Source organism: Mastigocladopsis repens PCC 10914, from assembly GCF_000315565.1.
Classification (GTDB): Bacteria; Cyanobacteriota; Cyanobacteriia; order Cyanobacteriales; family Nostocaceae; genus Mastigocladopsis; species Mastigocladopsis repens.
On the sequence record NZ_JH992901.1, the window covers coordinates 2149828 to 2170128 of the forward strand.

At 43.9% G+C, this 20301-nt stretch carries 22 protein-coding genes; 6 read left to right on the plus strand and 16 right to left on the minus strand.

Translation table 11 applies throughout. From position 1 onward, the window contains the following. Positions 1-87: 87 nt before the first annotated feature. The 4 genes from MAS10914_RS0111660 to sufB form a co-directional block, all read right to left on the minus strand. Positions 88-1350, minus strand: coding sequence for a SufS family cysteine desulfurase (locus MAS10914_RS0111660; protein WP_017316113.1), 1263 nt, complete (start codon positions 1348-1350; stop codon positions 88-90). A 36-nt stretch (positions 1351-1386) separates the two neighbouring features. Then, positions 1387-2799 (minus strand): Fe-S cluster assembly protein SufD, encoded by a 1413-nt coding sequence (gene sufD, locus MAS10914_RS0111665; RefSeq protein WP_017316114.1) that lies wholly within the window; start codon positions 2797-2799, stop codon positions 1387-1389. Then, positions 2796-3581, minus strand: coding sequence for a Fe-S cluster assembly ATPase SufC (gene sufC / locus MAS10914_RS0111670; RefSeq protein WP_017316115.1), 786 nt, complete (start codon positions 3579-3581; stop codon positions 2796-2798). Before sufC ends, sufD begins: the two co-directional genes overlap by 4 nt. 95 nt (positions 3582-3676) lie before the next feature. Next, positions 3677-5116, minus strand: coding sequence for a Fe-S cluster assembly protein SufB (gene sufB / locus MAS10914_RS0111675; protein WP_017316116.1), 1440 nt, complete (start codon positions 5114-5116; stop codon positions 3677-3679). Positions 5117-5350: 234 nt separating this feature from the next. Between sufB and sufR the strand changes: the two genes are divergently transcribed. Both sufR and MAS10914_RS0111685 read left to right on the plus strand, forming a co-directional pair. Then, on the plus strand, positions 5351-6028 hold the full coding sequence (gene sufR / locus MAS10914_RS0111680) for an iron-sulfur cluster biosynthesis transcriptional regulator SufR (protein ID WP_026082500.1): 678 nt from the start codon (positions 5351-5353) through the stop codon (positions 6026-6028). A gap of 161 nt (positions 6029-6189) precedes the next feature. Continuing rightward, a complete protein-coding gene (locus MAS10914_RS0111685; protein WP_017316118.1) occupies positions 6190-6450 on the plus strand; it encodes a hypothetical protein in 261 nt (86 codons plus the stop codon). 123 nt (positions 6451-6573) lie between these two features. On the opposite strand, the gene MAS10914_RS0111690 is transcribed toward MAS10914_RS0111685, so the two are convergent. Both MAS10914_RS0111690 and MAS10914_RS0111695 read right to left on the minus strand, forming a co-directional pair. Next, complete coding sequence (locus MAS10914_RS0111690) at positions 6574-7215, minus strand: hypothetical protein (protein WP_017316119.1); 642 nt, start codon at positions 7213-7215, stop codon at positions 6574-6576. A gap of 401 nt (positions 7216-7616) precedes the next feature. After that, positions 7617-7946 (minus strand): YbjQ family protein, encoded by a 330-nt coding sequence (locus MAS10914_RS0111695; protein ID WP_017316120.1) that lies wholly within the window; start codon positions 7944-7946, stop codon positions 7617-7619. Between the two features lie 317 nt (positions 7947-8263). Between MAS10914_RS0111695 and MAS10914_RS0111700 the strand changes: the two genes are divergently transcribed. Continuing rightward, complete coding sequence (locus MAS10914_RS0111700; RefSeq protein ID WP_017316121.1) at positions 8264-8887, plus strand: tetratricopeptide repeat protein; 624 nt, start codon at positions 8264-8266, stop codon at positions 8885-8887. 2 nt (positions 8888-8889) lie between these two features. Here the strand turns inward: MAS10914_RS0111700 and MAS10914_RS0111705 are convergent, their stop codons facing one another. The 7 genes from MAS10914_RS0111705 to MAS10914_RS0111735 all read right to left on the minus strand — a co-directional run bounded on the left by MAS10914_RS0111705 (position 8890) and on the right by MAS10914_RS0111735 (position 16861). Next, positions 8890-9741 carry an ABC transporter ATP-binding protein gene (locus MAS10914_RS0111705; RefSeq protein ID WP_017316122.1) on the minus strand — a complete coding sequence of 284 codons (852 nt, stop codon included), beginning with the start codon at positions 9739-9741 and terminating at the stop codon, positions 8890-8892. Positions 9742-9996: 255 nt separating this feature from the next. Beyond that, entirely contained in the window at positions 9997-10191 is a 195-nt protein-coding gene (locus MAS10914_RS0111710) for a hypothetical protein (protein ID WP_017316123.1), read from the minus strand. 433 nt (positions 10192-10624) lie between these two features. Beyond that, positions 10625-12631, minus strand: a complete 2007-nt coding sequence (locus tag MAS10914_RS0111715) for a sensor histidine kinase (protein WP_017316124.1) — start codon at positions 12629-12631, stop codon at positions 10625-10627. 18 nt (positions 12632-12649) lie between these two features. Further along, positions 12650-13528, minus strand: a complete 879-nt coding sequence (locus tag MAS10914_RS0111720; RefSeq protein ID WP_017316125.1) for a substrate-binding domain-containing protein — start codon at positions 13526-13528, stop codon at positions 12650-12652. Between the two features lie 195 nt (positions 13529-13723). Then, on the minus strand, positions 13724-14578 hold the full coding sequence (locus MAS10914_RS0111725; protein ID WP_017316126.1) for a 3'(2'),5'-bisphosphate nucleotidase CysQ family protein: 855 nt from the start codon (positions 14576-14578) through the stop codon (positions 13724-13726). 40 nt (positions 14579-14618) lie between these two features. Beyond that, positions 14619-15482: a sugar kinase gene (locus MAS10914_RS0111730; RefSeq protein WP_017316127.1), complete on the minus strand. Its 864-nt coding sequence runs from the start codon at positions 15480-15482 to the stop codon at positions 14619-14621. Between the two features lie 17 nt (positions 15483-15499). Further along, positions 15500-16861, minus strand: a complete 1362-nt coding sequence (locus MAS10914_RS0111735; RefSeq protein WP_017316128.1) for a TrpB-like pyridoxal phosphate-dependent enzyme — start codon at positions 16859-16861, stop codon at positions 15500-15502. Positions 16862-17034: 173 nt separating this feature from the next. Here MAS10914_RS0111735 and rsmI point away from each other — a divergent pair, with 173 nt between their 5' ends. After that, complete coding sequence (gene rsmI / locus MAS10914_RS0111740) at positions 17035-17889, plus strand: 16S rRNA (cytidine(1402)-2'-O)-methyltransferase (protein WP_017316129.1); 855 nt, start codon at positions 17035-17037, stop codon at positions 17887-17889. A gap of 252 nt (positions 17890-18141) precedes the next feature. Continuing rightward, a complete protein-coding gene (gene rpsU / locus MAS10914_RS0111745; RefSeq protein WP_017316130.1) occupies positions 18142-18321 on the plus strand; it encodes a 30S ribosomal protein S21 in 180 nt (59 codons plus the stop codon). A 440-nt stretch (positions 18322-18761) separates the two neighbouring features. Here rpsU and pth read toward each other — a convergent pair whose 3' ends face one another. The 3 genes from pth to psbH all read right to left on the minus strand — a co-directional run bounded on the left by pth (position 18762) and on the right by psbH (position 20072). After that, entirely contained in the window at positions 18762-19403 is a 642-nt protein-coding gene (gene pth / locus MAS10914_RS0111750) for an aminoacyl-tRNA hydrolase (RefSeq protein ID WP_017316131.1), read from the minus strand. Between the two features lie 12 nt (positions 19404-19415). Beyond that, positions 19416-19688, minus strand: coding sequence for a TatA/E family twin arginine-targeting protein translocase (locus MAS10914_RS0111755; protein WP_017316132.1), 273 nt, complete (start codon positions 19686-19688; stop codon positions 19416-19418). Positions 19689-19868: 180 nt separating this feature from the next. Beyond that, positions 19869-20072, minus strand: a complete 204-nt coding sequence (psbH, locus tag MAS10914_RS0111760; RefSeq protein WP_017316133.1) for a photosystem II reaction center phosphoprotein PsbH — start codon at positions 20070-20072, stop codon at positions 19869-19871. A gap of 83 nt (positions 20073-20155) precedes the next feature. On the opposite strand from psbH, the gene psbN reads away from it, so the two are divergent. Continuing rightward, on the plus strand, positions 20156-20287 hold the full coding sequence (gene psbN / locus MAS10914_RS32765; protein ID WP_071599823.1) for a photosystem II reaction center protein PsbN: 132 nt from the start codon (positions 20156-20158) through the stop codon (positions 20285-20287). Positions 20288-20301 lie beyond the last annotated feature (14 nt).

Here is a 20301-nt window from a genome sequence, read left to right on the forward strand (position 1 = left end):
TTTCATGATAACCTGGGTAGGTAAGCTCTGAGTGTAGACTCCTGGGCTTATGATTTCCTATGAAAGCGTATCTGCCTTCTTCTCAAATTAACTCAAGAAACCGCCAAAGAAATCTAACGTTTCCTTCAAGGCTTTGACGAAAATATCAATCTCTTCACGCGTATTGTAGAAAGATAGACTTGCCCGTGCAGTCGCCGGAATGACTAAGTAACGGTGTAATGGTTGCGTGCAGTGGTGCCCAGAACGGATAGCAATGCCTTCTTGGTCTAATAATGTAGATATGTCGTTGGCGTGAATTTCTCCGGCGGTGAATGCAGCAAGAGCTGCTCTACCTAAACCTGCTACTTTAGGTTTAGGACCATAGATCCGAAGTTGAGGAATGTGTCCTAGCTGCTCGAATAGATAGCCAGTCAACTCTGATTCATAAGCATAAATTTTATCCATACCAATGCCACTAAGGTAGTCAACTGCTGCACCAAGAGCAATTGTTTCCCCAATTGAAGGCGTACCTGCTTCAAATTTATGCGGTAAATCAGCGTAGGTAGAATGGTCTAAAAAGACATCCGCAATCATCTCACCACCGCCTAAGAAGGGGGGCATTTCTCGCAGTAGTTCTAACTTGCCATACAAAAAGCCAATGCCTGTTGTAGCACACATTTTGTGACCAGAAGCTACTAACCAGTCACAGTCAATTTGCTGTACGTTGATAGGCATATGAGGGACACTTTGGCAAGCATCAATTAATACTTTTGCGCCATATTGGTGAGCAATTTTGCAAATCTCCTTCACAGGGTTAATACAACCCAAAGTGTTAGAAACATGCACCACTGACACCAATTTTGTTTTATCGGAAATCAGCTTTTTGAACTGTTCCAAATCAAAAGTTTCTTCCGCAGCCAGTTCCACAAATTTCAGTACTGCACCTGTCTTTTGCGCGACAAACTGCCAGGGAACCAAATTGCTGTGGTGTTCCATGACTGAGAGAATAATTTCATCTCCCCGTTGCAAATTGCTCATTCCCCAGCTGTAAGCAACCAAGTTTATCGCTTCACTCGCATTGCGGCTGAAGACAATTTCCTGGCGCGATGCAGCATTTACAAACGCAGCAACTTTGTCTCTGGCGGCTTCATAAGCTTCTGTCGCTTTAGCGCTAAGAGTATGCACGCCACGATGCACGTTAGAATTGTACTGCTCGTAGTAGTCTCGCAGAGTATTGAGTACGAGCAAAGGTTTTTGCGACGTGGCAGCGTTATCGAAGTAAATTAAGGGTTTGCCGTTGACTTGTTGGTGTAATATCGGGAAGTCAGCACGGACTTGATCAGCAAGGGTTCTTTCTTGGGTAAAAGTCATTTTAGTTATTAGTCATTCTTCATTGGTCATTGGTCATTAGTCATTGGTTGTTGACTGATAACTGTTGACGGTTTGCGTGAGTCTTTCTCGCAAAGAGGGTACAGGTATTTGGTTGATGATTTCAGCGGCGAAGGCGTTAATTAATAAGTTTTGAGCATTGTTCTGATCAATACCCCGACTTTGCAAGTAGAAGATTTGATCATCTTCTAACTGGCTAACGGTAGCACCGTGAGCGCATTTCACGTTATCTGCGGTAATTTCTAATTGGGGTTTGGTATCAACCCTAGCTTTAGGCGATAATAGTAAGTTGCGATTTAACTGCGCTGCATTTGTTAACTGTGCAGGCTTAGGGACAAAAATTTTGCCGTTAAACACTCCATGAGCGCGATCGCCTACAATACACTTGTGCAACTGCTGACTTGTACCGTGAGGATAATTAAGAGCGATCGCACTGTGAGTATCCGCCACCTGGTTTCCCCCAATCATCGTCAACCCATTGAGGGTGGTTTCCGTTTGCTCACCAGTTTGCAAAATCTCTAAATTGTGGCGCGACAGCTTCCCACCCAAAGTTACCGCATGACAAGTGTAGCGGCTGTAACGAGCTTGAGAAACAGCCGTCTTTCCAATATGGAAAGCCTCTGCGCTTTCTTGCTCAATCCGAGTGTGACTTACCTGAGCATTTTCCTCTACCCAAATTTCCGTCACCGTATTAGTAAAGTAAACCCTCTTCTCTTCCTCCTTGGCGTTCTTGGCGTCTTGGCGGTTCGTATACTCTTCCACCAACGTCACACTACTACCAGTTTCCGCCACCACCAAACAACGCGGCAGAGAAATCGTGGGAGTTTCACCAGCAGCAACAAACACCAAATGAATCGGTGTTTCCACCACCACATTCTTCGCCACCCAAACCACAGCTACATCAGCCATCCCACTAGTATTGAGGGCTGTGAACACTTCATGCGCTCCCTCAGTTTGAGCCAAACACTGCTGTATCCGTGATTGTAGAGACGACCCATGGGGCGTCTCGACAGGCAAATCAGCCAAATTGCTTACTACAACCCCATCTGGCAAACCTGCAACAGCTGATAACTCAGGCGCATAAACCCCGTTGACAAACACCAAGCGACTGTTAGCAGCTTCTGGTAAGAATAGCGTATCCGCTTGTAGAGACGTTGTATGCAACGTCTCTACATTAAATTGCACCTGTCGCAAAGACGACAAATCGGTAAAGCGCCATTCTTCATCGCGGGTGGTGGGAAGAACCGATTTACGTACCCAAAGCGCGGCGCGTTCATGTAACTCCTGCAACCAATGTAGAGACGCGCCATGGCGCGTCTCTACAACCTGATTTAACAACTCAGTCAGATAAGCATCCCTATCCAACACAGCAGATGCCAAATCTACTGGATTTGAATTAGGAACCGAACTGGGAGAAACTAAAACACTCATGACACACCCACCTCAGCCGCTTCCAACACCCAGTCATAACCGCGCGATTCTAACTCCAGCGCCAATTCCTTACCGCCACTGGTGAGAATTCGTCCCTGAGCCATTACATGCACGTAATCTGGGATGATATAATTCAGCAACCGCTGATAGTGAGTAATCATAATCGTGGCATTTTCTGGACTCGCCAGCTGATTCACTCCGTTCGCCACAATCTTTAGCGCGTCAATATCCAAACCCGAATCTGTTTCATCCAAAATTGCCAACTTCGGTTCCAGCAACGCCATTTGCAGAATCTCATTACGCTTCTTCTCACCACCGGAGAAACCTTCATTCACACTCCGGTTGAGGAAAGCGGGGTTCATCTTCACCACTTCCAGCTTTTGCTCTACCAAATCATCAAAATCAAACGCATCCAATTCCTCTAAACCCTGCGCCTTACGGCGCGAATTGTAAGCCACCCGCAAAAAATCCAAATTGCTCACACCCGGAATTTCCAACGGATACTGAAACGCCAAAAATATACCAGTTCTAGCGCGTTCCTCCGGTTCCATTTCCAGCAGGTTTTGCCCTTGGAAAATCACCTCACCGCCTGTCACTTCATACGCCGGATGTCCAGCCAAAACCTTAGAAAAAGTACTCTTACCAGAACCATTCGGTCCCATAATGGCATGGATTTCACCCAAGCGTACCTCAAGGTTCACACCCTTAAGAATCGGCGTTCCATCAACTTCAGCTGTCAAATCTCGTACTGACAGCACAATTTGACTATTCTCAACAATCATGCTTGTTCTCTCTCTTCTCTCTTTTCTTTCGTAGTAAGCGCTTTAGCGCTTTTTTCTTAGCACTTTCAATGCACTAAAGTGCTGACTACAAACAATTAACCAACACTACCTTCTAACTTCAGACTCAGCAGCTTATCAGCTTCCACCGCAAACTCCATCGGTAGCTGATTAAACACATCCTTACAGAAGCCGCTAATCATCATCGAAATGGCATCTTCTGAAGAAATGCCCCGCTGTGCGAAGTAGAATAATTGGTCTTCCCCAATTTTGGAAGTGGAAGCTTCATGCTCCACCTTGGCGGTATGATTTTGTACCTGAATATAAGGGAAAGTATTCGCATGGGCATTATCCCCAATCAGCATAGAGTCGCATTGGGAATAGTTCCGCGCCCCTTGTGCTTTCGGGTTGATTTTCACCAAACCCCGGTAGCTGTTACTCGAGTTACCAGCAGAAATTCCTTTAGAAATAATCGTGCTGCGAGTGTTCTTGCCAACATGAATCATCTTTGTACCGGTATCAGCTTGCTGCATATTATTTGTCAGCGCCACCGAGTAGAATTCACCCACGGAGTTATCACCCACCAGCACGCAGCTGGGATACTTCCAGGTGATAGCAGAACCAGTTTCTACCTGTGTCCAGGAAATCTTGGAATTCACACCTTGACACAAACCACGCTTGGTGACGAAGTTATAGATACCGCCTTTGCCGTTAGCATCTCCAGCGTACCAGTTCTGGACTGTGGAATATTTAATTTCGGCGTTGTCGAGGGCGACGAGTTCTACCACAGCGGCGTGTAGCTGGTTGCTGTCGTACATGGGTGCGGTGCAGCCTTCCAGGTAGGAAACATAGCTACCTTCTTCAGCAACAATCAGTGTCCGCTCAAATTGTCCAGTGTCGCCGTTGTTAATACGGAAGTAGGTAGACAGTTCCATCGGGCATTTTACGCCTTTGGGAATATAGACAAATGAGCCATCGCTAAATACGGCTGCATTCAGAGCAGCAAAGTAGTTATCTGCTGGTGGGACAACGCTACCTAAGTACTTCTGCACCAATTCTGGATATTCCTGCAATGCTTCAGAAATTGAGCAGAAAATGACACCATCTTTAAGGAGCTTTTCTTTAAAGGTGGTACCGATGGAAACGCTATCAAAAATTGCATCAACGGCGACATTCGCCAGCCGCTTTTGTTCTGACAAGGGAATACCCAGCTTCTCAAAAGTCTCTAACAAAGTTGGATCAACTTCGTCCAAGCTGTTAAGCTTCTGTTTTGTTTGCTTCGGTGCTGAGTAGTAAATGATATCCTGATAGTCAATAGAAGGATACTTAACGCTGGGCCAAGTTGGTTCTGTCATCTTTTGCCACTGGCGAAAAGCTCTCAGGCGAAAATCCAACATGAACTCCGGCTCGTTTTTCTTGGCGGAGATTAAGCGGATAGTATCCTCATTGAGTCCACGCGGAAGGGTATCGGCTTCAATATTGGTGATAAAGCCGTACTTGTATGGCTGGTTGACTAAGGTTTTGACAGTGGCACTCATCGGTAGTTTTCTCTTGTGTTCGCTGTACGGAATCTCTTTAAGGATGGAAAACTCGCTTTTCAAAAGCTGAATCCCATATTAAGTAACCAAGTGGTTACGCGACTGCTAAAATAAGTATAGAGACTAAAACAACTACTATGTTGTTTAACTTATCTTCATTTTAAGCTAGATTAACAACAACATTGTTGTCAAAATCATATTTTCTTCAAATAATCATGAATTTTCGGGACGATGATGGTGACTACCCAGCAGTCCTCAACCAAGCAAGACATCTTAGAATATCTCCTGAAACACTCGCAGGCTACAGCTTTTGAGCTTGCACAGACTCTTGACATTAGCCCTCAAGCAATTCGTCGTCATCTTAAGGATTTAGAGGCAAAGCAATTGATTTGTGTTTCTTTATCAGTGGAAGGGGGGATGGGGCGTCCTCAGCATATCTATCAATTGACTCGTCAGGGACGCGAGTACTTTCGGCAAGAAGTGGCTGATAGCTACGGTCAATTTGCTGTTTCTCTATTGGATACATTAGCAGAAACAGTAGGACGCGACCAAGTCATTTCAATTTTACGAAAGCAGTGGGAGCGCAAGGCACAAGAATATCGAGAACGCTTGGGAAACGTTTCGCTATCACAGAGGGTAGCAACTTTAGTGGAATTGAGAAAAGCCGAAGGTTTCATGGCTGAGTGTCACCCAGTAGAATCAAGTGAGTCATCAAAAGGTGACCGATTTATCTTAACTGAACACAATTGCGCGATTTCTAATGTTGCAGAGTCTTTCCCCAGTATCTGCGGTCATGAATTAGAAATGTTTGCCGCAGTTTTACCAGATTGTACTGTAGAGCGTACCCACTGGATTATCAACGGTGAACATCGGTGTGGCTATTTAGTCCAAGAGCGAAAAAACAGACCTTAAGTTTTTCGATTAAATCCATTAAATGAGTCGCCCCAACAAGTCGGGACTTCATATTAAGTCTAGGTCATGAAATATAGATAATTGGTAAAGCCTCTTACCAATCACTGATTATTCATTACCAGTTACAACTATTAAATGTGAGTCAGTTTTAGAGAAAAGTTATGGAGTTACCATCACAGCAATCAACACCACAATTTTTAACTCCGGAGGAAGCAGTAAAAGTGGATGCAGCTTTGCTTTCCTCACCAGAGAAATTTCTAACTAGAATAACAATCTCATCACTGCGGCTTTTGAAGCAAATTGCCCAAGAGTACGACGTGAAGATAGAAGAGTTAACTCCCCAGCAGGTAATTGCATGGTTTGAAAAAGATGGCAAGATTCGACGAGAGCAAGGAATTGAGGCGGCTTATTTAAAGTGGTAGTTGTCAATTAATTGTTAGTGGTATTTTAAAACGACTAACAACTAACTACTACTAATAACAAAAAAGCACCTTAAGGAAGGTGCTATCTGAAGATATATTTTATTTATTTTTTCAAACAAATTTTTATGCGTAATGACTAGTAGTACGCGTAGTACGCGGACTGCGAGCTCCAGTAATGGCTCCCATTAGCGAGGCGAGTAAACCCAACAAGGAACCGAATACAAACCACCATAATCCAGAGCGTATGTTTGCTGCAATCTGACGAGCTTCTTGGGCACTTACGTTGCGTGTGTTTTGGGGTACATTCACACCACCTTGTTGTTGCACCTGGTTAATGACTTCTCCGGCATTAGAAGCAGCAATACCAAAAGCACCTGATACTCCACTTGCCAATAACCAAGAGCTAACTGCCAAGGTTGTTGCCCACAGTATTGCACCGTTGAGAAGAGCTGTATTGCGGTTCATGGGACCACAAGCACGAGCCATAACCCACGCACCAGTAAATAGGGAAATTAACAAAGCGATGGTTGACCAAATCCCCGCATTACTAGCAGCATTAGGTGCAATTGATCTGGGTGCGCCTGAACCTTCAATGGAGCCTGCTGTGATCGCGCCAACTATGGCACTTAAAATTAACTGAGTTGCTAAGGCAACCAACAAACCAGAAATAATAGGACCCCAGCGAACAAGGTCGTGGTAATCACCAACTCGACCCACCACAGGTTCGGTAATAACTTCGTCACCTACTCGATTTGTGTATGACATAGTCTATTCTTCCATTACTAGTTCAGTAAACTTTTTTCTTTGGTATTCATCTCTATAAGAATAAAATTAAATGGCTTGTCATGGTTTTAGATATCTATCAGTGGAAATAATTAAGAACTCTATCTTTAGTCATAAAGGAATAATCTTTTTATGACATTTACATTTGTTTAAAAAAACTTCAGGGGTAATACCTTTACAAAAATAGGAAATTAGATGAGAAAATTTACAAATTTCCAAGAGACTAATCAGCTTAATTTAACTTTCTTTAAGTATAGCTCTAATTCTTTCATTAGAGTTCATGTCTTATTTTTTTAATCAATATCAAAGTAGTTATCAGTGAAAAGTTAACAGTTAACAGTTATTAGTGAATAAATTCTAACTAATAACTGTTAACTAATAACTCAAGGACGCAGCTTCACAGCAGTGCCTGTAGCAGTAATCAGTACGAGAATACCTGATTGGTCAACGTTGATTGTGCCAGTATCAACTTCAATGCCGACTACAGCATCTGCTCCTAAACGTAGTGCCCGTCGCTCTAATTCTTCTAAAGCCTTGCGTTGACCCTCTTCAAACAGGCGTTCATAGCTGCCTGTGCGTCCACCAATAACATCACGGATACTAGCAAAAAAATCTCGCAGGAAATTGCTGCCGTAGACAACTTCCGCCGTCACAATCCCTAGATATGACTGAACGATAGCTCCTTGAATCACATCGGTTGTAGTTAAAATCATACATTTCCCTCAAAAAGATAACTATTAACTCATACTCCTGCTTGGATTTTTAACCGTCGAAGCAGACACCTGAGAAGCAGATTAGATGAAAAATAACTGTAAATTTACTGTAATTTCACACAAACAAAGGAAAATCATCGTAAATCTTTTGAAAAAGTAAACAAATAGAGTTTGCAAAAAGAAATATATTTGTTTTAATGGACAAGCAACCACGGAGATTGTGGTAAAAAGTTGCAGAAACTTTTAGGTAATTTACTGTGTACAATCCAACATCATTTATAGTAAGTGTTCTCCTACTAGGAAGCTTTGTAGCAACAATGCCTTTGGTTGCTCAGGCTCAAGAAGCAGTACCACAACAGCAAAGCAGCCAGGAGTTAAAGGAACTCTTGGACGAAGGGCGGAGGCTGTTAGATAGCGGTGATTACAATGGGGCGATCGCCGTCTATCAAAGAGCAGCTGCTCTCGAACCAAGAAACGCCACAATTTATTCTGGCATTGGCTACCTCTATGCTCTACAAGGAAATTTTCCGGCAGCACTACAGGCTTACCGTCGTGCTGTTACCCTTAATCCTAACAATAGCGATTATCAGTATGCTTTGGGTTATGTCAGTGGCAATTTGGGAGACAACAAGGGAGCAAAGGAAGCGTACCGTCGTGCAATACAAGTTAACCGGAGTAACGTCAACGCTTATATAGGGTTGGCGACAGTCCTGTTACGTTTGGGAGAGAACGAAAATGTGAAATGGGCATACGAACAAGCTGCAAACCTAGACCCTAGAAATCCCCAAATCTATGAGTTACGGGGTAATATCTTAATGAAGCAGGGCAAATCAAAAGAAGCAATTGCAGTGTTTCAACAAGCTCGGGATTTGTACGAAAAGCAGGGCAAGCAGGACAGCGTAGCCAGGGTAGAAGCCGTACTGCGAACTTTGGGGGTGTAAGATTAGTCCAGCTTACGTCCGGTTAGTTCAACGAAAATATCTTCCAGGTTAGAGGGACGTACCATCATTCCTGTTTTATCTTCTTGTTGATTCAGGTAGAAGTTAGCATCTTCCAAACTTGGGAAAAACAGATATTCCCAACGATCCTCGACTTGCTTCATCACCAAACCTTCGCCATGAGCGGAGCGCAATTGTTGTAACGTACCAAGAGAAATTAATCTACCACCATCCATAATGCCGATGCGATTACACAAATACTCGACTTCATCCATATAATGAGTCGTGAGTAGCATCGTCATCCCTTGCTTGTTTAAATCCCGAATAATTTCCCAAAGCCGTCGCCTTGTTTGGGGGTCTAGTCCCACTGTTGGTTCATCTAAAAACAGAATTTGCGGTTGATGCAACAAAGCTCTCGCTATTTGTAGCCGTCGCTTCATACCCCCAGACAAGGTTTTTACCAAGTCATCGCGTCTGGTTGCAAGTTCAACATACTCTAGCCATTGATTAATCAGTCGCTGTCGCTGAGGGTTGGCAATGTGATGTAACCTTCCGTGCAGCTCCATATTTTCCCATACTGTTAAATCACTATCCACACTAATTTGTTGCAACACCACGCCGATAGACTGCTTTGCTAATATGGATTGGTGTACCACATCATATCCAGATACTTCTATCCGTCCCTGAGTTGGTTTCGTCAGTGTAGTCAACATCCGAATTGTGGTAGATTTACCCGCACCATTCGGACCAAGTAGACCAAACATTTCTCCCGCATTAATAGTGAATGAGAGGTCATTCACCACGGGAACCTGATTGTAAATTTTGGAGACCTTTTCTAGGTAAACAGCAACAGTCATGGATAGCTTGGCACGAGAGAAGTTAATCGCCTGTTGTGACTATTGTGCCAGAAGAGAACACTTTGCTTTTCTATCTATCTATATTTTTTGCTACAAAAAACAAATACCCTGCCCCTTATACTGTGAGGCAGGGAAGGTAACAAGTAACAAACATTTGAGAACCCGATATTAGATCAATTTATTGACATCACTCTCGCAAAACTAACTAACCAGTGATTTAGTCGAAGACTAAATTGGGACTCTGCGCGATGCACTTCAGTTATTTTTGCCAATATGCTTTCCATTGGAAGTACTATCTTCACCACAAGAACTGCTACTTTTGGGCAATAGCTGTACGGGCTGAGAGGGTTCAAGTAACTTGAGATGGTTCGTGTTCGGCGTTGATTCTACTTGAGCAATGATGTCCCTAAGTCGATCATTGACTACTGTTGGTCGATACTCTCGTTTCATACATTCCACTCCTAAAATAGTAGATGACCCAACTGACAATAGTGGAAACTTTAATTATATCTCAATTCAAGGTTCAGCTTAGATCCACCACAGCGATCGCGCTACGTTGCCCTACTTCATGGTTTATCACCACCAGGTGCGTTGACAATGACATCTGCGATACCATTTGCTTTAAACAAAATTTAAGAAAAATTGATTTTTTGAGATAGATAGAAAATTTATATTTTTGAATAACTGAGATACTCTATTGGGTAGATGATATAAAGCCAAACTTACACTAAGTTTACGAGAACTTACAGCATATTGCAAGTAGGTGAAGTACAACGCTCTTGTCTAAAAGCCAGACACAGAGCAAATTTTACTTCTGACTTCTGACTCCTGACTTCTGACTCCTGACTTCTGCTGTATGTTTTAGACTGAGATGAGAATATGATTACGTTTGCACAGCCAGTGCAATAATATCGACAGATTTCACCTGTCCTATAGGAATCTGAATTACAAATACAGTGCCCTGTCCTGGTTCTGAATAACACTCTAATTTGCCACCGTGTTTTTCCACTACAATCTGGTAACTAATAGATAACCCCAGTCCTGTACCTTTGCCTACTGGTTTCGTTGTAAAGAAGGGGTCAAACAGCTTGGAACAAATTTCCTCAGTCATTCCTAGACCATTATCGGCAATGTAAATCGCTATCCAGTCCTTGTCAAGAGCTTGGGTGGTAATGCGAATCTCTGGATTTTGGATTTTAAATTTTTGGATTGGGATTTTTTCCTTGCTCCTTATCGCCCTATCGTCCCATCTTCCCATTTCTTCCAAAGCATCAATAGCATTCACTAAAATATTCATAAACACCTGATTGAGTTGACCGGGGTAGCACTCAACTAAGGGAAGTTGCCCATATTCTTTGATGACTTTGATTTTTGGATGCGCTGGATGAGCTTTAAAACGGTTGGTGAGAATCATGAGCGTACTGTCAATACCTTCGTGGAGGTTAACTTTTTTGAATTCCGCTTGATCAAGGCGAGAGAAATTTCTCAGTGACAGGACAATCTCCCTGATGCGATCGCTTCCCACCTCCATTGAATTGAGGAGTTTGAGTAAGTCTTCTTGCAAGAAATTTAACTCAATCGTTGCAATTTCTTCCTGGATTTCCGGCGCAGGATTGGGATAGTGCTGTTGATAGAGTTGCACCAGTTGCAGTAAGTCTTGAGTGTATTCACGAAGGTAAGTAAGATTGCCATGAATAAAGCTCGTGGGGTTATTAATTTCGTGGGCGATACCAGCAACCATCTGACCGAGACTGGACATTTTTTCGCTTTGTACCAATTGAGCTTGGGTCTGCTTTAGCTTTTGCAGGGTACTTTCTAGCTGTTGCATCTGGAAGTTGATTTGTTGGTCGCGAGCCGTTAATTGCTCTGCCATAAAATTGAAACCTTGAGCTAGGATACCAATCTCGTCATTGCTATCGACCTTGATTCTGGTGGTGAAGTCGCCGTCAGCTAACTGTTGAGTGGCGTTGGTCAAAGTCTGAATACGACGGGTGAGCAAGCGTGTCACCCATATGCCGACCCCAAGAGCGATCGCCTGTCCTAGCAAACAAAAACCACCGATACTCAGCCATAGTCTTTGTTCTGCCCGCTCCCAAGATGCAACTGAGGTCAGCAACACGACTTTAGCTGTCGTGCCGCTAACCCCAGTCAGCACGACAGTTTTAGCGATATAGCCCTCTTTGGCAATAGTTAAGCGCAGCGGCGGTGATTCTGGTGTTGGTGGCAGCCAGGTAGCATGAAAAGCCTTGGGTAAGGTGGAAGCAATGATCTGAGAATCCTCAAAGGCAACGAGATGAATATCCGTACTGCCACGGATTTGATTGAGTAGCTCGTTATTAAGCTCTGAACCTACAATCACTCCACCCAAAACCTCCTTTTGGGATTTAATCGAGATCAACCCCACTAGAACTGATGGAGCCACCCCCTGTGCGGATACCACATCGGAGAACTCCATACCGATGCTTGCTGCTCGGCTGACTTTCTCGTCTTGCAACTTAGCTTGACTAACTGCCCCTTGTCGTAAATCAACCAGTACTGAGCCATCGGTATCTACAACCTTAATCTGATTCAGTTTCAAAGTCGCTTGCACGGGCAGTAAAGTTTGAAGAAGCAACGTTTTGTTTCTTGAGGCGACTGCTTGGGAAACATCATTTCGGTCTGCCACCCACCTTGCCTGCAAGCGCAGCAATTCTTGTTTCTGCTTCAAATCCTCTAACACCAACAAGGATAAGTCCTCAGTTTTTTGTCGTAGACTTTGTTGCAGATACCCCCTAAAAAAACTGAACGACCCCACTGTCCATACCGTCCATAAGCCGAGAAACACAGACAGCAAGGGAAACAGCAGCTTCGCTGCGACAGGGAGTTTTAAGTAAGTCGCTCGGATTGACACTTTCGTAGCTCTCTACTGTCACTTTTGCATGGATGGCACAAAGCCGGACTTACGTAGCGCCTCGGCTCCTTGTTCGCTCTTGGCGAAGTCGATAAATCCTTGGGCTGCAAGGGAAGTCGTCTTTTTCGAGATAGTACCGATAGTACGAACCATTTGATACTTGCCCGCCTGTACATTTTCTAAAGTAGGTTCTACGCCGTTGAGGTTGAGGCGGTTTACTGGCAGTTGGTTAGAAATGGCGTATGCTAAAGAAAAAGCCCCAATGCTGTAAGGTGTATTCTGGAGCGCAGTCATCAAATCATTTTCTTCGCGAAGGATGACTGCTGTCTGCGAATTTTTCAAATCTTTACCCAGGTAGTGTTTCCGCAAAAGACGCTTGGCTGACTCATCTTCTGGTCGGTCTAACACGATAATCTTGGCATCGGGACCGCCTATCTCCTTCCAATTCTTGATTGCACCGCTGTAGATTGCCTTCAGATTTGCGGTTGTCAAATTGGTAACTCCTTTGACACTGGGATGAGTGGCTACTAAGAGGGCATCTTTGGCAGTTTCTTGATACTGTAGTGTGCCGTCATTCTCCTCTGGCTTTAATTGCTTGCTGATACTAGCAACTTCGAGTACTCCGTCTTTGACCCCAGCAATAGCACTTTCTGATTGATTCGGTGGAAGAAAAGTAAATTTAGTGTTTTGAACTTTGGCTATGTAGGCATTAGCTAGTATTTTCATAGCCGGGTAAGTACTACCTGAACCACCAATCTTAATTTCTGGCTGCGCTTGGGTGTCTGCTGGAGTGTTAGTACTAGCGTTGCTGCTAGTGTTGGTTGTACAGCCAGATAATCCCCCTAAAGCGATGCTCATGCCCAGTGTTGCTAATACCTCTAAGATATTCAGCTTCATTCCATTTGCTCTTTATCTGGTGACGTTTCTAAAGTTGCCTCAAATCCTGCTCAAGTTATAATTTTCTGTTAAATTCCGGAAAGTATTAATAAATTTATGTATATTCTGAGATTGAAAATTCTTTTAGGTGTCTTGTCAGTCAATGAAGAATGATCAATGCACAAATAGCATGAGTTTTAGAACTGGCATAGGCAATCAACTTTTCACCTCTTCCCACGCTTGCAAAATCCTTTCGGCTTCCTGACACAGCACCTCGTGATACTGACCGTTGCTGGCAAGCAACCCGCCCCACTGATTCACATCACCCGTGTTATACTGCAATGGCGTACCGTCAAAATGGGTAAACTTGCCACCAGCTTCTGTCAGAATGAGTTCTGGGGCGGCTATGTCCCAATCTTTAGGTGCAGACTTACCAGACAGAGAAATATAGATATCTGCCCGTTGTTCAACAATGGCAGCAATTTTGCCGCCCACACTGCCAACAGCTTTCTGATTTTGACATGGTAGGTGTTGCAGCAGGTAATTTAATCTTTGATTTCGGTGAGTGCGACTAACAACTACAGTTAAATCTTCCAGATGTTCCCGTGATGACACCTGCAAAGGTACACGTTCCCCATCACGAGTTTCCACAAACGCACCACCCCCTTTTATGGCATAGTACAACTTTTGCGCTTCAGGTACTGCTACTATGGCAAGTACTGGACGTGTTTTCTGCACCAATGCGATGTGAATCGCATACTCCCCAGTTTTTTCGATAAAATCTCGCGTACCATCTAAAGGGTCAATGATCCATACCCATTCCTGCTTGGCTTGTTCCGCAGTGTAAGTCTCTTCGCTAATGTAGGCAAAATCTTCATGACCCAAAACCACTTGCAGGTTCTCCAGAATGTAATGATTGACAGCAACATCTGCGATGGTGACAGGCTCATTCTGTTTATACTGCACTTCTAGGTTGTAGTTGCTAGCCTGATGGTAGTAAGACCTCAGTATATCTGTTGCTCCCCAACCCACGGAACAAGTTAATTCTAGGATTTTTTCTAAATTTTTCATTTATTTCTTTATTCCTCCTGTCTATTCTAAAGGGAGACATTTACTGAGGAGAATCTATCCAGCGGCGTGTACCAAAAAATTGACAGGAAAAAGAAGCAATATGAGCCGCTTGTTCCAATGCAGTGGTAAAACTTTCCCGTAAGATGTAATGACAAAACGCACCGTGGAAAATATCTCCAGCCCCCAATGTATCAACAGATGGAACACTCGGCACATCGATAACACCACCTTTCCCATTTTGGAGGTATCGAATGGGTTTTTCTCCGTGGGTGATGGCAATGTGGGGAATACCAATTTCACTAAGATAGGTAAAAACCTCATCTTCAGTGTGGCAGCTAGGAGGAGAAAAATTAGCAGAACAAATAGCGTAATCTACAAAGGGTAAGACTTTATCAAACCCGTGTTTCCAACTACCGCCATCAATGACAACTGGGATATTCTTAGCTTTAGCCATTTGGGCAATTTCACTCCCAATTGCCATTTGATGCCCATCTATCAGCACGATATCAACATTTTGCAAAATTTCTGGTGGAATTGATTCGCTGGTTGCTTGAGTTTTGACAGCGTTGATGGAAATAACTGCTCGTTCACCAGTGGCTTGAGTAACAATAATAGAAGAAACAGGCGGTGCGTTTTGCGTAGTGGTATCAAGGTCAATGATTCCGACTTTGTAATTTGCCAAATCTCCTTGAATCAGCTGCGTCATTGGGTGAGAACCAACTATACCCAACACTGTGGCTTGATTGCCCAAATGGCTGAAACTGACAGCAGCGTTAGTTGCTGGACCACCTGCAGCAAGAGTATAGTCAGAAGCGACTATCTTCTGATTATTCTGAGGGGGAGACTGGGCAAGATAAATCAAATCCAAGGTGACTAAACCGACAAATAGCCCATATTTTTCCATATAGTTCAACTAATAGTTCAACTAATCACAGGCAAGCCTGAGAGCGCCATCGCTATTTCTTCAGCACTGTACTCAGTATCGCGTAACAATCCTGCTTGATAATCCATGTACGCTTGCATATCGAAGTGACCATGACCGCACAGATTGAATAGGATGGTCTTACTCACTCCTTCCTCCTTGCAGCGTAGTGCTTCATCAATCGCACCTTTGACTGCATGATTGGCTTCAGGAGCAGGTAATATTCCTTCAGTACGGGCAAAAGTCAGACCAGCCGTAAAACAGTCAACTTGTGTGAAAGCTCTTGTTTCAATTAAACCCAAATCTACAACGTGACTGAGTAGGGGTGCCATGCCATGATACCGTAACCCGCCTGCATGGATGCCTTGGGGAACAAAGGAACTGCCTAAAGTATGCATCTTGACAAGAGGGGTGATATGTGCTGTATCGCCAAAGTCATATGTATATTTGCCCTTGGTTAATGTTGGGCAAGCAGCCGGTTCAACTGCCACAAATTTGATATCACTCTGCTCACCCCGCAGCTTTGCACCCATGAACGGAAAGGCAATGCCTGCAAAGTTACTACCGCCACCCGTACAGCCCACGATAATATCAGGATAGTCACCTGCTTGTTCTAGTTGTGCCAGTGCTTCTTGACCGATGACAGTTTGATGATGTAGCACATGATTCAACACGCTACCTAATGCATATTTTGTCTGGTCATCTTGAACCGCCACTTGTACCGCTTCACTAATGGCGATGCCCAAACTGCCTGTGCTATCAGGATTTTCTTGGAGAATCTTTCGCCCTGCTTCAGTTTCGTCACTGGGGCTAGCTATGACACGCGCACCAAAAGATTCCATAAAAGCCCGACGATATGGCTTTTGCTGATAGCTGACTTTCACCATATAAACCACGACTTCTAAGCCAAAAAAAGCACCAGCAACTGCCAGCGCAGAACCCCATTGCCCTGCACCAGTTTCTGTTGTCAGGCGCTTTACCCCTGCTTGCTTGTTGTAATAAGCCTGTGGAATAGCTGTATTGGGTTTATGGCTACCGGCTGGACTTACACCTTCGTACTTGTAGTAAATCTTAGCAGGGGTATCAAGAGCTTGCTCCAGGCGTCGGGCGCGATAAAGTGGAGTTGGTCGCCACTGACGGTAAATTGATTGTACTTCCTCAGGTATTTCAATCCAGCGTTCAGTGCTAACCTCCTGCTCAATGAGCGCTGGTGCAAAAAGGGGTTCTAAGTCTTTTGCTGTAATTGGCTGATATGTAGCAGGGTGTAGCACTGGTGCCATCGGCCTGGGTAAATCAGCCTGGATATTATACCAGGACTGTGGCATTTTGTTTTCGCTAAGCGTGTACTTGATAGTGTCCATTGGTGAAAAGTTTTATTTCTATCGTACGCTTTTAGTTTATAGGGATTTTTACCTGGATAGAATACACCCATACGGTAGGGGCTGTTCTATGCCGTGCCCTGACAAATAATCTGTATTACACCTCATTGAAAATTGCTATCACCTTCACTCAACCCACAAGATAATATTTACTCATGGATATAAAACCAGGAACACTTTACGTTGTTGGCACACCAATTGGCAATCTGGAAGATATGACCTTCCGGGCAGTACAAACTTTGCAAACAGTGGATCTCATTGCTGCGGAAGACACGCGCCATACAGGAAGACTGCTACAACGTTTTCAAGTAAAAACGCCGCAGGTGAGTTACCATGAGCACAACCGTAGCAGCCGCATCCCAGAGTTATTAGAGCAACTCAGTGACGGTAAAGCAATTGCTCTCGTTACTGATGCAGGTATACCAGGAATATCCGACCCTGGATATGAGCTTGTGAAAGTTTGTGTTGAAGCCGGGATACCAGTTGTGCCAATTCCTGGTGCTAATGCAGCAATTACGGCGTTGAGTGCAGCCGGACTCCCAACGGATAGATTTGTTTTTGAAGGATTTTTGCCAGCCAAAGGTCAACAAAGGCGATCGCACTTAGAATCTCTGGAAACAGAACCCCGCACATTAATTTTCTACGAGTCTCCCCACCGCTTACGCGGAACTTTACAAGACTTAGAAGAAATTTTCGGAACTCATCGCCAAATCGTCATAGCGCGAGAGATAACCAAACTGTATGAGGAATTTTGGCGAGGAACAATTGAGGAGGCGATCGCTCACTACAGCCAACGCGAACCCCAAGGCGAATATACCTTAGTCGTGGCGGGAACCCCACCCACTCAAGCGCAGCTTTCAGAAGAAGAACTCAAAGCAGAGTTAGAAAAGATCATGAGTCAGGGAATATCGCGATCGCAAGCTAGCCGTCAGTTAGCAAAAGCGACTTCCCTGACGCGTCGTCAACTCTATCAACTCGCTCTTGCAATCAAAACAGACCAACAAAGTTAATAGTCAAGACTCAAGAGTCAAGAGTCAAAAGTCAAAAGTCAAAAATTATTCTCCCCTGCTCCCTGTGCTCCCTGGTCCCTCATTCCCCCACTCCTCTACTCCCCCTACTCCACGGCAGTCGGCTGGGTTGGAAAACCCTACCAAGAGCGCTGCCTCCCCTACTCCCCCCACTTTTCTGGTGGGGGAGTTTCGCCAAGGTTAAGGCAGCACTACAATGGGAGATATTGATTATGAGGAACATGAGGAACAAGAATGACCCAAGTGGTTTTAGGAGAAAATGAAGGAATTGATTCAGCTCTGCGTCGGTTTAAACGCCAAGTTTCAAAAGCTGGAATCTTAGCTGATGTAAAGTATCACAGGCACTTTGAAACACCATTAGAAAAGCGTAAACGCAAGGCAGTAGCTGCTAGACGCAAGCGACGTATGAAATAAACCGATTTGGTGCTAACGTTGCTTGACAAAATTTTGTAAAAAAAGCCTTAACGCATTCGGCAGCCTTGATACATTACTTAAGTAAAATGAATCGTACCCCAATAAGGGGTACGAGCAAGTAGAGTTGTGGATGCGTGGATACGTCACACTCAATTTACAAAAAGGCTCGTAGAGTTACAGGCTGAATCTCTACTACCATTGCTACATTGCTTTTTGCTTTTTGCTTTTTGCTAGCTAGGATACAAAAAGAATGTCATCTGGGTGTATCTCAATTTGCCAGGAATACGCTAAACTGTAAACCACAATCCTTACATTCGGTAGGTTTAAGATATTTTCTGATTGTTCAATCGACATTCTGGACTTTAAAGTTTAAAATCCCGAAATTGTAAAAAATTCCAAGTAAAGTAAGCACCAAATTTTAGTAATGATATTAACTGCTCCTAAGGTTCAGAACTATCAAAAGAGCGGCTATTACAAATGTTCATAGCCTTTTCTACTCCTTGTTTGAGGCTAAGTTCTGCACATTCAACCACAAACTGGAGTACAAGAGAAATCTGCTGATTTTCAGGAGCAGAAAATCGTCCCAGGACATGAGACACGGTATCTGATTCAGTGCTATTGGCTGCACCTTTTGGTTTACCAATACCGATACGCAAACGAGGAAAGTTTTGCGTTCCAAGGTGTGCGATCGCACTTTTCATGCCGTTGTGTCCTCCAGCAGAACCAGACAAGCGCAGGCGAGTTTTTCCTATAGGCAAATCCATATCATCATAAATAACCAAAACCAAGTCTGGTTGCAACTTATACCAACTTGTCACTGCTTGCATTGCCTGTCCTGAACGATTCATATAAGTTAAAGGCTTCAGCAAGCGGATTTTATCTCCAGTTGGTGCGATTCCCTCCCCGTACTCCCCCTGAAACTTGCGATTTTCTGCTAGGGGAATCTTCCAAGAACGGGATAGCGCATCTACAGCAGCAAAACCGATATTGTGGCGTGTTTGGTCGTACTTGGGTTCTGGGTTCCCCAACCCGACAATTAGCTGGGGAATCACCAGAGTTTTTTTGGCAATAGCTTCCGTCATTTTGCCTTCAGTCTAGCTTTTTTGGGAAGAACTAGCAGTGTCTTGCTCCAACTTAGCTGCTTCTATTTGCTTGGTTTCTAATTCAGCAGTTGTTTTCACAGCTTCTTTCAACTGAACTGCTTCTTTTTGAAACTCGCTTTGAAACTCGCTAGAAGCTTGTTGAAAACTGCGAATTGCTTTTCCCAAACTGCGACCAACTTCTGGGAGCTTTTTGGGACCAAAGATTAACAACGCCACCACAAAGATTAAAGCCATTTCTGGCAACCCGATACCAAATACATTCACAGAACTTCTCCTATAAACTCAAAAATTGCCTCAGAAACCCACATATTAGTTTAATCAATAGTGAGTGGTTAGTGCGGAGTGGGTAGTTGAATAATCAACAACTAACAACTGACAAAAAAACCCGGAACGAGCCGGGTGTGGGGTAGCTTGTTATGCAAGCTTTTCAACTTTAAATATTAGTTAGCCGCCCAAGCTCCGCCAGTCAACAGAAACATCTTGAATTAAGAGAGACCTGTTGTAGAGTTGCAGAATAATCAGCAGAAACACGAAGAATAGCAGTATAAAAACAGCCATGAGGGGGGTTGTACCCCAACCCGGAGCTACTTTACCATACTCAGAATTCAAAGGTCTGAGAATATCTCCCAACCGCGTCCTTTGTGCCATAGTTCACCTAAGATGAGTTGCCAAAGCATTTTTTAATCTTCTGTAATATTCTATAGGAAGAGTACTCATAATCTATACTTCTTATGGAACCCGCAATAGTTCTTAGCATTTCTGTCTGCGCCATTGTCATTGCAATCACGGCGATGTCTATCTACACGTCTTTTGGTCCTCCTAGCAAGGAATTGAGCGACCCGTTTGAAGACCACGAAGATTAAACGACTGGGGCTGG